This window comes from Pseudomonas sp. AK106 (assembly GCF_053903055.1).
The window spans coordinates 2,799,997-2,812,947 of the sequence record NZ_CP096426.1; the positions used below are offsets into that span (position 1 = coordinate 2,799,997).

14 protein-coding genes are annotated in these 12,951 nt (G+C 63.5%); 13 read left to right on the forward strand and 1 reads right to left on the reverse strand.

All coding sequences use genetic code 11. From position 1 onward, the window contains the following. Positions 1-118: 118 nt before the first annotated feature. The 9 genes from M1E04_RS12525 to M1E04_RS12565 all read left to right on the forward strand — a co-directional run bounded on the left by M1E04_RS12525 (position 119) and on the right by M1E04_RS12565 (position 8,508). On the forward strand, positions 119-1,195 hold the full coding sequence (locus M1E04_RS12525; RefSeq protein WP_410930125.1) for an ABC transporter substrate-binding protein: 1,077 nt from the start codon (positions 119-121) through the stop codon (positions 1,193-1,195). Positions 1,196-1,297: 102 nt separating this feature from the next. Next, entirely contained in the window at positions 1,298-2,371 is a 1,074-nt protein-coding gene (locus tag M1E04_RS12530; protein ID WP_456293109.1) for an ABC transporter ATP-binding protein, read from the forward strand. After that, positions 2,358-3,230 (forward strand): ABC transporter permease, encoded by an 873-nt coding sequence (locus M1E04_RS12535; protein WP_410933555.1) that lies wholly within the window; start codon positions 2,358-2,360, stop codon positions 3,228-3,230. Before M1E04_RS12530 ends, M1E04_RS12535 begins: the two co-directional genes overlap by 14 nt. A 6-nt stretch (positions 3,231-3,236) precedes the next feature. Then, positions 3,237-4,034: an ABC transporter permease gene (locus tag M1E04_RS12540; protein WP_192131696.1), complete on the forward strand. Its 798-nt coding sequence runs from the start codon at positions 3,237-3,239 to the stop codon at positions 4,032-4,034. Beyond that, the gene (locus M1E04_RS12545; RefSeq protein ID WP_456293110.1) at positions 4,031-5,173 is read left to right on the forward strand and encodes an NAD(P)/FAD-dependent oxidoreductase; all 1,143 of its coding nucleotides are present in this window, start codon (positions 4,031-4,033) and stop codon (positions 5,171-5,173) included. The genes M1E04_RS12540 and M1E04_RS12545 overlap by 4 nt, the downstream gene beginning before the upstream one ends. Next, the gene (locus tag M1E04_RS12550) at positions 5,163-5,546 is read left to right on the forward strand and encodes a (2Fe-2S)-binding protein (protein WP_192131692.1); all 384 of its coding nucleotides are present in this window, start codon (positions 5,163-5,165) and stop codon (positions 5,544-5,546) included. The genes M1E04_RS12545 and M1E04_RS12550 overlap by 11 nt, the downstream gene beginning before the upstream one ends. Next, a complete protein-coding gene (locus tag M1E04_RS12555; RefSeq protein ID WP_456293111.1) occupies positions 5,543-6,937 on the forward strand; it encodes an FAD/NAD(P)-dependent oxidoreductase in 1,395 nt (464 codons plus the stop codon). Before M1E04_RS12550 ends, M1E04_RS12555 begins: the two co-directional genes overlap by 4 nt. Positions 6,938-6,959: 22 nt before the next feature. Next, on the forward strand, positions 6,960-8,120 hold the full coding sequence (locus tag M1E04_RS12560) for an NAD(P)/FAD-dependent oxidoreductase (protein ID WP_456293112.1): 1,161 nt from the start codon (positions 6,960-6,962) through the stop codon (positions 8,118-8,120). A gap of 37 nt (positions 8,121-8,157) precedes the next feature. Next, positions 8,158-8,508, forward strand: a complete 351-nt coding sequence (locus M1E04_RS12565; RefSeq protein WP_407073248.1) for a RidA family protein — start codon at positions 8,158-8,160, stop codon at positions 8,506-8,508. Positions 8,509-8,568: 60 nt separating this feature from the next. Here M1E04_RS12565 and M1E04_RS12570 read toward each other — a convergent pair whose 3' ends face one another. Then, entirely contained in the window at positions 8,569-8,811 is a 243-nt protein-coding gene (locus M1E04_RS12570) for a hypothetical protein (RefSeq protein ID WP_065990812.1), read from the reverse strand. 449 nt (positions 8,812-9,260) lie between these two features. Here M1E04_RS12570 and M1E04_RS12575 point away from each other — a divergent pair, with 449 nt between their 5' ends. The 4 genes from M1E04_RS12575 to M1E04_RS12590 all read left to right on the forward strand — a co-directional run bounded on the left by M1E04_RS12575 (position 9,261) and on the right by M1E04_RS12590 (position 12,942). Then, positions 9,261-9,788, forward strand: a complete 528-nt coding sequence (locus M1E04_RS12575) for an AAA family ATPase (protein ID WP_192131685.1) — start codon at positions 9,261-9,263, stop codon at positions 9,786-9,788. A gap of 207 nt (positions 9,789-9,995) precedes the next feature. Continuing rightward, a complete protein-coding gene (locus M1E04_RS12580; RefSeq protein WP_244656952.1) occupies positions 9,996-10,442 on the forward strand; it encodes a (R)-mandelonitrile lyase in 447 nt (148 codons plus the stop codon). Positions 10,443-10,605: 163 nt separating this feature from the next. Next, positions 10,606-11,511 carry a LysR family transcriptional regulator gene (locus M1E04_RS12585; protein ID WP_065990892.1) on the forward strand — a complete coding sequence of 302 codons (906 nt, stop codon included), beginning with the start codon at positions 10,606-10,608 and terminating at the stop codon, positions 11,509-11,511. A 333-nt stretch (positions 11,512-11,844) separates the two neighbouring features. Further along, the gene (locus M1E04_RS12590) at positions 11,845-12,942 is read left to right on the forward strand and encodes an MFS transporter (protein ID WP_456293113.1); all 1,098 of its coding nucleotides are present in this window, start codon (positions 11,845-11,847) and stop codon (positions 12,940-12,942) included. Positions 12,943-12,951: the final 9 nt, after the last annotated feature.

The window sequence follows — 12,951 nt, forward strand, 5'->3', positions numbered from 1 at the left end:
GATGCGCCACCCCGCGATGGATTCGCCGGGACCATGCACGCTGCATGCATGGCTTCGGTTCACACCGAAGCGACTGACGCATTGTTCGATCTGCCCCCATGCACTTCGGAGATAGTCTGTGAATAGCCTCGACCTTTCCTCAGCAGCACGACCGTTTCGTCCCTTCCACCGCAGTGCCATGGCCGTTGCCCTGACGCTTGCCGCCGTTGGCAGCACACCCGTCTTCGCCGAGACCACGCTGTACGTGGCCGGCGTCGGCGGCTCCACCGAGCAGATGTACAAGAACCGCGTCATTCCCGCCTTCGAAAAACAACACAACGTCAAAGTCGTCTACGTCGCCGGCAACTCCACGGAAACCCTGGCCAAGCTCCAGGCGCAGAAAGGTCGTCAGCAGATCAACGTCGCGATGATGGACGACGGCCCGATGTACCAGGCGTTGCAGATGGGCCTGTGCGAAAAGCTCAGCGATGCGCCGATCTACAAGGACCTCTATCCGCTGGCACGGCTGAGCCCTGAAGCCACGGGGATCGGCGTGGTGGCCACCGGCATCGGCTACAACGAAGAGGCGTTCAAGAAGCGCGGCTGGGCGGCACCGGATTCCTGGGAAAACCTCACTGACCCACGCTTCAAACAATTGCTCGGCATGCCGCCGGTGACCAACACCTATGGCCTGCACACGCTGGTGGAAATGGCCCGGCTGAGGGGCGGCGGCGAGAAAAACATCGACCCCGGCTTCAAGGCGCTGAAGGACGAAATCGGTCCTAACGTGCTCGCTTGGGTGTCGGCGCCGGGCGAGATGGACGGGATGATGCAGAACGGCGACATCGTCATGGCGGTGTACGGCAGCGGTCGGGCCGTGGCGTTGCAGGGCACCGGCTTTCCGCTCAAATTCATCTACCCGAAGGAAGGCGGCATCGCCTTGCAGGTCGCCGCGTGCAGCGTGACCCCCAACGCGCAATCCGAACTCGCCCAGGCGTTCATTCAGTACGTGCTGTCCCCTGAAGTGCAGGAAATCCAGGCGCGGGAGAACGGCTTCGCGCCGGTGAACCAGACCGTCAAGCTGCCGGATGATGTCGCCGCGCGCATGCCGTACGGGCCGGAGAAGGTCAACGCGCTGATCAAGGTCGATTGGGAAACCATCAACCAGCAGCGCAGCGAGTGGACCACGCGCTGGAACCGCACCGTCGAGCGCTAGCGTCACCGATTGCTCTCGCTGATCGACAGTCGCTGATCGACGTACACGCCGATCTTCCCCAGCACCCTTCTGGAGACGCAGGTCCGCCTGCGTGGCACGCCCATGGCATTTCTCACCCTCGAAGGCATCGTCAAGACCTACGGCACGTTCAGGGCCATTGACGGTTTGAACCTGGAAGTCCGGCACGGCGAGTTCATCGCCTTGCTCGGCCCGTCCGGGTGCGGCAAGACCACCACCCTGCAATCCATCGCCGGATTCGTGCAGCCCACGGAAGGTCGTATCGTTCTGGACGGCCGCGACATTACCCACGTGCGCCCCGAACAGCGCGGGCTGGGCATCGTCTTTCAGAGCTATGCGCTGTTTCCGCACATGACCGTGGCGCAGAACATCAGCTTCGGCCTGGAGATGCGCGGCGTGCCCAGGGCCGAGCGCGGCAAGCGCGTCGATGAAGCGCTGGATCTGGTACGCCTCGCCGGCCTCGGTGAGCGTTATCCGAAAGCCTTGTCAGGCGGGCAGCGCCAGCGGGTGGCGATCGCCCGCGCATTGGCGATCCGCCCGAACCTGCTGTTGCTCGACGAGCCGATGTCCAACCTCGACGCCAAGCTGCGCGAAGAGATGCACATCGAACTGCGGGCGATTCAGCGCGAGCTGGGCATCACCACCATCCTGGTCACCCACGATCAGGTCGAAGCCATGACCATGAGCGACCGCATCGCGGTGATGCAGAAGGGCCGCATCGTGCAGATCGACACGCCGTTCGAAGCCTACGAGCGGCCGCATTCGCCCTTTGCTTCAGCGTTTCTCGGCAAAACCAACGCCTTCGCTGGCGCGGTGCAATTGCGTAACGACCGCTGCTGCCACGTGCAGGTCCACGACACGCTGATGCACGTGCCCCACGAAGACCGCACGCTGGGCAATGACGTCAACGTCTACATCCGTCCGGAAAAAATCCGTTTGGTGGCGCTGGGCAGCGGACGGTTTTCCGGGCGCGTCAGGCTGCGGGTGTTTCTCGGCAACCTGTGGTTGATGGCGGTGGAAAGCCGCCTGGGGCTGGTGCACATGACCCTGCCCAACCTCGGCAAACCGCCGCCGGAGGAGGGCAGCGAGGTCGGGCTGGACTGGTCCGACGACGACCTGCGCCTGCTGGACCGGGAGGTCGCCCATGGCCAGGTATGACGCCGAACGGGTAGGCGTGGCGCCGTGGCTGCTGAGCGGCCCGGCATTGCTGGTGTTCATCGCGCTGTTGCTGGCGCCCTTGTTGCTGACCGCCGTGCTGTCGTTGAACCTGTTCAGCGACACTGACGGCGTGGTGCCGAGCTACAGCCTTGGCAATTACCTGGAGGTGTTCAAGGACGACTACTTCCACGAGATATTCCTGCGCACCGGTGGCATGGCCCTCGCAGTCACGGTGTTGTGTGTGCTGCTGGGTATTCCGGAAACCATCATCATTGCGCGCATGGCGCCGCGCTGGCGTTCGCTGTTCCTGCTGGTGGTGCTGGGTCCGCTGCTGATTTCCGTGGTGGTGCGGACCCTGGGCTGGGCGATTCTGCTGGGCAACAACGGCCTGATCAACGATGCCCTGCAAGCCGTGGGCATCACCGACCAACCGGTGAAAATGCTGTTTACCCAGGTGGGCGTGGTCATCGCCCTGACCCACGTGCTGGTGCCGTTCATGGTCATTGCCGTCTGGGCCACACTGCAACGGCTGGACCTTCAAGTGGAGTGGGCGGGCCTTTCCCTTGGCGCGTCGCGGTTGACGGTGTTCCGCCGGATCATCCTGCCGCAGATCATGCCCGGCGTGCTGTCCGGCTCGATCATCGTCTTTGCCCTGGCTGCCTCGGCCTTCGCCACCCCGGCGATCATCGGCGGGCGGCGCCTGAAAGTGGTGGCGACGGCGGCGTACGACGAGTTCCTCGGCACCCTCAACTGGCCCCTCGGTGCGGCCATCGCGATGCTTCTGCTGCTGGCGAATCTGATCATCATTCTGGGTTGCAGCAAACTGGCCGAGCGCCGGTTCAAGCAAGTCTTCGAGTAGCCGACCATGCACAAGAACGGATTTTTCTCGCTGCTGTTCCATGCCCTGTTCGTCACATTCATCGTCGCGCCGCTGGTGGTGGTGATGGCCATGGCGTTCACCAGCAAGGGCTACCTGTCGTTGCCCACCGACGGCCTGTCGCTGCGCTGGTTCCGGGCGCTGGCGGACAATCAGGAAATGCTGGATGCCTTTGCCTTGTCGATCAAACTCGGCCTGGCGTCGGCGACCATTGCCGCGCTGCTGGCGATTCCGGCGGCACTGGCCATCAGCCGTTATGACTTTCCTGGCCGGGGCGCGGTCACCGGCTTTTTGCTGTCGCCGCTGATGATTCCGTCGGTGGTCCTCGGCATCGCGTTCCTGCGCTTCTTTTCCCTGGCGCAGATCGGCGGCTCGTTCTGGGCGCTGACCCTGACCCACGTGATTGTCGTGCTGCCCTATGCGTTGCGCCTGACGCTGGCCTCGACCATCGGCCTTGAGCGGGACATCGAGCACGCCGCGCTGTCACTCGGTGCCAGTCGCTGGACAGCGTTCTACCGGGTGGTGCTGCCGCGGATTCGCACCGGCGTGGTCGGCGGCTGGATGCTCGCGTTCATCCAGAGCTTCGACGAACTGACCATGACCGTGTTCGTCGCCACCCCCGGCACCACCACGCTGCCGGTGGCGATGTACAACCAGATTTCCCAGACCATCGACCCGCTGATCACGGCGGTTTCAACGGTGCTGATCGTCGGCACGTTGCTGCTGATGCTGATATTGGACCGAATGGTCGGATTGGACCGGGTGTTGATTGGAGAAGGCAAATGAGCCAGGGCACACAGAGGGACATTCAGTCGGACGTGATCGTCATCGGTGGCGGGTTGGTGGGGACGGCAGTCGCTTACGGCCTGGCCCGCAGCGGCGCTGACACCGTGGTGCTGGACCAGGGCGACGATGCGTTTCGCGCCTCGCGGGGCAATTTCGGCCTGGTCTGGGTCCAGGGCAAGGGCCACGACCTGCCGGACTATTCGCGCTGGACGCAGTCGTCGGCGACCCGCTGGCCGGACTTCGCACGGGCGCTGATGGCCGACAGCGGCGTGGACGTGCAGCTCCACCAGCCCGGTGGCTTCCATATGTGCTTCAGCGACGAAGAACTGATCGAGCGGCAATCGCGCCTGCAAACCCTGAAGGACGCCCTCGGCGATTACCCGTTCCAGATGCTCGACGCCGCTGACCTCAAAGCGCGCCTGCCGTTGATCGGCCGCTCCGTGGTGGGCGCCAGCTACACGCCCCAGGACGGTCACGTTAATCCGCTGAAACTGCTGCGCGCGCTGCACACCTCGGCCCAGGCCAAAGGCGCGCGGTTTCACGGCGGCATTCAGGTGGATCGCATCGACAGCGCGACAGGTGAGTTTTGCGTCACCGCCGGCACTCAACGCTTCATCGCGCCACGGGTGGTACTCGCTGCCGGCCTGGGCAATCCGGGGCTGGCCCGGCAGGTGGGCCTGCATGCGCCGGTGGCGCCGAATCGCGGCCAAGTGCTGGTCAGCGAGCGGGTGCGGCCGTTTCTCGATCACCCGACGGTCCATGTTCGGCAGACCGACGAAGGCACCGTTCAGCTGGGCGATTCGATGGAGGAGGTGGGCTACGACGACAGCACCTCCACCCAGGTGCTGGAAGCCATTGCCCGGCGTGGCGTGGCGACCTTTCCGCTGCTGCGGGAGGTGCGGCTGATTCGTGCCTGGGCCGCGCTGCGGGTCCTGAGCCCCGACGGCTTCCCCATCTATCAGCAATCGGCCAGCCACCCGGGCGCCTTCGTGGTCACCTGCCACAGTGGCGTGACCCTGGCCGCCGCCCATGCCCTGCGCATCGCGCCGTGGGTGATGGGCGGTGCGATGCCCGACGAGCTCGGCGTATTTGCCGGCGAGCGTTTCCTGACTGACAAGGTGTTTTCCCATGCGCACTGATTCGCTGTTTCAACCGGTCACGAGTGAAGTCAGGTCGACACGGACTGTCAGCCTCAGCTTCAACGACCAATCCTTTGAAGTGCCGGCGGGCATCAGCGTGGCGGCGGCGCTGCTGATGTCTGGCATCAACCGCTTTCGCGCGACGCCGGTGAGCGAATCGCCCCGGGCGCCGTATTGCATGATGGGCGTGTGCTTCGAGTGTCTGGTGGACATCGACGGCGTACCCAATCGCCAGAGCTGCCTGATCGAAGTGGCGGACGGCATGCGCATCCGTTCCCAGGAAGGCGCTCGCGACCTGATTTTCCAACCCGGCGATGTGCACACCGCCAGTGTGCAGACCGCCAGCGTGCAGACCGTCGAGGCGCAGTCATGAATGATCATTTTGGCGGTGTCGTGGAAGCCGTGGACGTGGTCGTCGTGGGCGCAGGTGCCGCCGGCATGGCAGGCGCGGTGGCCTTGGCCGGGTTCGGCCTGCAGGTGGTGTTACTGGACGAGCAGGGCAGTCCGGGCGGGCAGATTTATCGCGGCATCACCCTCGCGCCCCTGTCGCGGCGGGACCTTCTTGGCGCGGACTACGCCCATGGCAACGTGCTCGCCCAGGCCCTGGCGTCTTCGTCCGTGCGCTATGAACACGGCGCGGCGGTTTGGCAGGTGACCCGGGATCATCAGGTCAGCTACCTGCGCGACGGGCGTCTGCGCACCCTGCAGGCCAAGGCTGTGTTGCTCGCCACTGGCGCCATGGAACGGCCGTTTCCGATCCCGGGCTGGACCTTGCCCGGCGTCATGAGCGCGGGGGCCGCGCAGATTCTGCTGAAAAGCGCAGGCCTGGCCCCGACCGAGCCGGTGGTCCTGGCCGGCTGCGGCCCGCTGCTGTATCTGCTGGGCTGGCAATACCTGCGCGCCGGCGTGCCGATCAAGGCCTTGGTCGACACCACGCGCCCCGAAGATTACTGGCGGGCCCGGCGTCATCTGTTCGCGGCGTTGCGCGCCTGGCCGTATTTGCGCAAGGGCCTGGAGTTGATGCGCAGCCTGCGCAGCGCCCGCATCGCGCACCACACCGGCGCCGAGCATCTGGCGATAGAAGGGGACCAAGCCGCCACCGCGCTGACCTTCACCGTCGGCGGCAAGGCTCAGCGTATTGCGGCGCGCTGCGTGCTGCTGCATCAGGGCGTGGTCCCGAACATTCAATTCAGTCAGTCGTTGCGCGCACGCCATCACTGGGACGTCGACCAGCTGTGCTTCAGCCCGGTGATCGACCCGTGGGGTGAGCTGGACGTGCCGGGGATGTTCGTCGCCGGTGACGGCGCCGGCATTGGCGGTGCCCAGGCTGCGGCGCTGCAGGGGGAGCTGGCGGCGCTGGGCATCGGGCAACGGCTGGGGACGTTCGATGCCGTTCAGCGTGATCAACGCGCCGCGCCGCTGCGTGAAAAGCTGGCGTTGAACCTGCGCATTCGGCCGTTTCTCGATGCGCTCTATCAGCCGAAGGAAGCGAACCGCATTCCCGCCGATGAAGTCATCGTGTGCCGCTGCGAGGAAGTCACCGCGGGGGACCTGCGCAAGTTCGTCGCCCTGGGCTGCGCCGGCCCCAATCAGGCCAAATCCTTCGGCCGCTGCGGCATGGGCCCTTGTCAGGGGCGGATGTGCGGCTTGACGGTGACCGAAGTGATCGCCAAGGCCCGCGGCGTGTCGGCGGCGGAAGTCGGCTACTACCGCATTCGCCCGCCGATCAAGCCCATCACCCTGGGGGAACTGGCCGGTGAGTGAGGCGCGGGCAAGGCACAGCGACGTGCTGGTGATAGGCGGCGGCATTCATGGCCTGAGCACCGCACTGCATCTGGCCCAGCGCGGCGTTGAGGTCACGGTGCTGGAGGCTGATTACTGCGGCCGTCATGCCTCCGGGGTCAACGCGGGCGGGGTTCGAACCCTGGGCCGTCACGAGGCGGAAATTCCGCTGGCGCTGTCGTCCCGCGAACTCTGGCGCGACCTTGTCCAGACGCTGGGCGATGACGGCGGTTTCGTCCCCAGCGGCCAACTCAAACTCGCGGAAACCGCTGCAGAACTCCACGAATGCCGACAGCGCGTCGAACATCTGCAGCGCCTCGGCTTCACCCACGAAGTGCTGATCGACGCTCAACAGGTGTTCGAGATCATTCCGACTGTCGCCCGGCATGTGGTCGGCGGCATCTGGGTCAAGGACGACGGCTACGCCATTCCCTACAAGACGGTGACGAGCTTTCGGCTGGCGGCCGAAAAGCTCGGCGTGAAAGTGCTTGAAACGACGCCGGCGCAGCGCATCGAGCAACGGGGCAGTGGATGGCAGGTCACCACGCCCGCCGGGGTGTTCAGCGCTGGGCATCTGGTCATCACCGCCGGTGCCTGGGCGCGGGAGCTGGCAGAACAGGTCGGCGAATCGGTGCCGGCTCATCCCGAGGGCCTGATGCTGATGGTGACCCACCGCGTCGCGCCGTTTTGCGCGCCGGTGCTGGGCGCAACGGGTCGCTCGCTGTCATTCAAGCAGTTCGCCAACGGCACCGTGGTGATTGGCGGCAAGCTGATTGGCAGCGTGGATTTCCCGGCGCGCCACGGCGAAGTGGATCTGGCGCGTCTGGGCATCAGCGCGAGGACCGTCACCGACCTGTTTCCCCACCTCAAGCACTTGGGCGTCAATCGGGTCTGGGCCGGCGTCGAAGCGTTTACCGCTGATGACTTGCCGGTGATAGGGGCCAGCCGCAAGGCCAGTCACCTCAGCTATTCGTTCGGATTCTGCGGCAGCGGTTTCCAGATGGGGCCCGGCACCGGCAAGCGCCTGGCCCAGCAGATCCTTGGCGAGCATTCGGACATTTCGCTGGAGGCATTCGACATAGGACGCTTTGATAGCGCCCGCTTTGATAAGACCCGCCTTAATGACGCCCACATCCCGATCAACGTACCGTCAGTGGCCCGTTGATCCCGTACACCCTACCGACCCATCAGGAGTTCACATGCTGGAAATCAACCGTATCGAAACCAACCAACGCATGAGCCGCGTCGTGCAGTGCAACGGCTTTACCTTTCTCGGCGGCCAGACCGCGACGGATCGCACCCTCGACATCAAAGGGCAGACCGCGCAAGTGCTGGAGAAGATCGACAACTACCTGGCCAAGGCCGGTCTGGACAAGACGCGGATTCTCACCGCGCAGGTCTGGCTGTCGGACATTGCGGCGAATTTTGCCGGCATGAATGAAGTCTGGGACGCCTGGGCACCGGAAGGGCACGCACCCGCGCGGGCCACCGTGGAATCACGTCTGGCCGCGCCGGATTTGCTGGTGGAAATCACCGTGGTGGCCGCGGGCTGAATGAGCTGCTGCAGGAATGAACTGCGCCGGGCCGGGTTTATCCCGACCCGGCGTTGCCGCTCAAGGGCGGACAGACGCTTCGGCGGAGTTGGTCACGAGGTGGTTTTTGGTGGTGCGACGCTGCTGCGTGATCAGCACCTGAGGCACCGAAGAACAGTGGTATTTGATGCCTTTCCTCGTCGGCATCAGCGCGACGCTCTCCATGCATTCTGCGCGGGTCGAATACGCCGTCGGCTGGTTCTCGTCCACACATCCTTCCGCACCGGAACACATACTCATTACAACCACAAAGATGCTCTTCATTGCTCTCATTCCTTTTTGGCAAATCACGGCGCGGGACAGCGGGTGTGAGCGATTCTGAGGGGAGGTGATGGCAGAAGGCAATGCGGTGAAAGTGCGTTTCGTCGGGAATATGACGGTTTTGGGTTTTCAAGGGATTAGAGGGTAAATTTGCAGTCGGTAAATTGACGTCACGTTTTTTAAAGCGGGCCGGTTTACTTAAGTCTGGCGTCACTTAAGCGCGCTGGCAGGGGCTTTTGAAACCTTCTTAGAGACCGCAATCGGGCTCGCTTAACAACGCGCAACCAGTTCCAGCGTGCCTGATAGCTCTGCGCCTATTTGCGAAACAACTCCAGCAGCAGGAATATTCAAAGGGTCTGATTTATTTGATCTTGAACACCACCGGCGGCGTTGGCATCCCTCACAGGAGTAAATTAGCCTGCTTGAACAGCAGATCCTATGGGGAGTCTCAAATGCTCATCGTCTTCAGTGGTCTGCCCGGTACCGGTAAGACGACCCTCGCCAAGGGTCTGGCCGCAACGCTGGGTGCTGTTTATGTGCGTATCGATACGATTGAACAAGCCCTTCGTGATTCGCCGGATTTTGCGCGGGATGTGGGCCGCACGGGGTATCTGATTGCCTACGGGTTGGCGGCCAGCAACCTTGATTTGGGCGGCACGGTGGTTGTCGATTGTGTGAATCCCGTGCTTGAAAGCCGAAGAGAATGGAGCGCCATATCCTCTCGATCCGGTGCTCCATTGGTGAATCTTCAGGTCATCTGTTCCGACAGGATGGAGCATCGACGCAGGGTGGAGACCAGGCAGGTCGATATCCCGGGGCTGACACCTCCTACCTGGCAATCCGTGCTGAATCATGAGTATGAATCTTGGGACACAGAACCCTTCACCGTAGATACCGCGCTCAATTCCCCGGCGCAGGCATTGGCGGCGATTGCCGATTACTTGAAACGGTCTGATTTATTCACCCCTGAGCAGGGCTAACGGCGCCGTGGTGGCGTTGAACACCTTCGCAGTGTTGTGCGTTTCAGGAGAGGGGTGATCAGCCTGAATTCATGAGCATCGCTCACTGCTGTTTGTCACAGGGCCCTGTAGTACATCGCTGCCGCGTGAATTAGGTTGATGAGGACATCTCATTTACCCAGGAGCTCGCCCATGCACACAGTCGCAGCAATCACCACGCTGGGGATGATGCTGATGCTCGCCAAGGTTCAGGCGGACGACAGCACGCCCGCCATGACCGTCGTCCCGAACGGCTCCCAATCCTCGATTCTCGGGAGCCCGGCGATGTTCGTCGGCACGGTGCGCATCGATCCCTTGGTATCCGCCCATGAGCCGTCCCGGGTCACGGCGGCCTATGTCACGTTCGAGCCGGGGGCGCGTTCCGCCTGGCACACGCATCCGTTGGGGCAAACGCTGGTGGTGACCGCAGGCACGGGCTGGGTGCAGCAACAAGGCGGGGAGAAACAGGTGATTCGTCCGGGAGACGTGATCTGGACGCCGCCCGGCGTCAAGCATTGGCACGGGGCCACGGCCCGCACGGGCATGACCCACATGGCGATCCAGGAATCCCTCAATGGCCAGAATGTGGAGTGGATGGAGCCCGTTTCCAATGCCCAGTACGAGGCCTCCCGATGATCCTTGCCCGACACGCGTTGACTGCTGAGTGACCCTCAGCGCAGTAATGAGCCAAGCTCGTCTAAAGCGGCCGGTCAACCCGGATATACTCCGCGCAACGCACGCATTCGGGTTGATCGACCCGTTCATTGCCGGTCCGATTCACACCTAGCGTAGGTAGATGATGCAGCTCACCCGTGCCAACCTCGCCGATTTCATGTACTTCCTGGCCGTCGCCCGGCATTTGAGTTTCAGCCGTGCGGGATTGGAAGTCGGCATCAGCCCGTCGGCCCTCAGCCATGCCATCAAGGCGCTGGAAGCCAGGCTTGGCGTGCGCTTGCTGAACCGGACCACCCGCAATGTCACGTTGACCGCTGCCGGTCAGGAGTTGCTGGCGTCGATTCGTGAGCCCATCGACCGCATCGACCAGGCGATGGAGGTGCTTAACCGTTACCGGGACGAGCCCACGGGGAGGATCAGGCTGAATGTGTTCAGCGACGCCGCCCTGTTGCTGCTGGCGCCCGTACTGCCGCTGTTCGGTGAGCGTTACCCCGACATCGAAGTGGATATTTCGATCTCCAACAGCATGGTCGATGTCGTGGAGGGGGGCTTTGACGCCGGCATGCGCTTTGGCGCGACCGTGCCGGAAGGGATGATTGCCCATCGGCTGTCGCCGGATGTGCGCTGGCTGGTCGCCGGCACGCCCGACTATCTGCGCAAGTGGGGCACTCCCGTTCACCCTGAAGACCTGAAGCAGCATCGCTGCCTCAAGTTCAAGGTCGGCACCGGCAAACTTTACGACTGGGAATTCGAGAAAGAAGGCGTGCAGCTGGCGGTCCCGGTGTTCGGTGGCGTGATTCTCGACGAGACCCGAATCGCGATTGCATTGGCCTGTGAAGGGAGCGGACTGATTTACGCCGCTGAACCGATCCTCGCACCTTATGTGAAGAGCGGTTCCCTTAAGCTCGTCCTTGAGGATTGGGCGTGCGTGAGCCCGGGGTTCCACATCTACTACTCCAGCTATCGCCAGCAACCGCTGGGGCTGCGTCTGCTGATCGACATGATCCGGGATATCGCGCCGCTGGGGTGATCCGCAACGGCTCAAACCGGGACGCCTGACGCTTTCCCGGCTAAAGCCGGTCCCACAGAGTGCTCCGCTTCCCGTCATTAGTGAGCATTGCTCATCACCGCATCACACGTACCCCCGATAGGCGAGGGCGGAGCGCGCCTGTACCGTGACGCCACTCAATCCATCAAAACCGGCGTCTGTTGCACATCACCCTGGCGTGAGGCGACTGCACGGGCCGGACACGTGTCGAGGGTATGAATGCGTACTGCTGAGCTACAAAGAGCCGAGCCTGAAATTGCCAGGCCAGATCGAGGTGTGTGGAGCGCCGTGGGTGCGATGGCCATGTGCGTGGCCATGCTCATTTCATCCGAATTCATGCCGGTCAGCCTGCTGACACCGATTGCCTCGGACCTCGGCGCGACCCAAGGGATGGCCGGCCAGGCGATCTCCATTTCGGGACTGTTTGCCGTCGTCACCAGCCTGTTCATGTCGGTCATCGCCGGGCGCATTGATCGTCGGTACGTGTTGATCGGCTTGACCAGCCTGATGCTGGCCTCGCTGATCCTGATTGCCGAGGCGCCGAGCTTCCTGATCCTGATGATTGCGCGCGCCGTGCTGGGGATTGCCATCGGCGGGTTCTGGGCACTGTCCACGGCGACCGTCATGCGGCTCGTGCCATCCGACACCGTGCCCAAAGCCCTCGGCATCATTTTCACCGGCAATGCCATCGCCACGGCATTTGCGGCACCCATCGGCAGCTACCTGGGCGGCATCATCGGGTGGAGAGGCGTGTTCTGGGGACTGGTTCCGCTGGTGCTGATCAACCTGCTGTGGCAGTGGATCAGCCTTCCGTCCATGCCGCCCAAGTCGGCGGGCTCGGTCCGTCAATTGTTCGCGCTGCTGCGTCGTCGCCACGTGGCGTTCGGCATGATGGCGGTGATGTTGACCTTCGCCGGTGCGTTCTCGGCCTTCACCTACTTTCGGCCGTTCCTTGAAACCTACACGCACGCGACCACCCCGCAGCTGTCGCTCTTCCTGCTGGGGCTCGGTGTAGCGGGTTTTGCCGGCACCTATGCGGGGACGGCGCTGGTGAGTGACCGGATGTATGCGCTGTTGCGCTGGCTGCCATGGCTGCTGGCGGCGGTGACGCTGTTGATGCTGCTGTTCGGCCACCTGAAGCCCGGCGTCGCCGTGGCGATGATCTGCTGGGGCGGGCTGAACGCCGCCATTCCGGTGGCGTGGTCCACCTGGCTCAGCAAAAGCGTCAGTGATGACCCGGAGAGCGGAGGCGGCTTGCTGGTTGCGGCGATCCAGCTGTCGATCATGGTCGGTGGCGCCCTGGGTGGCCTGCTGCTGGATCACCTCTCTATTGCCGCGACGTTCATGGGCGCCGCCGCATTGCTGGTGCTCGGTGCGTTGATCGTCGGGAACGGCAGTCGCTTGCGCGGCTGAATCCGGCTT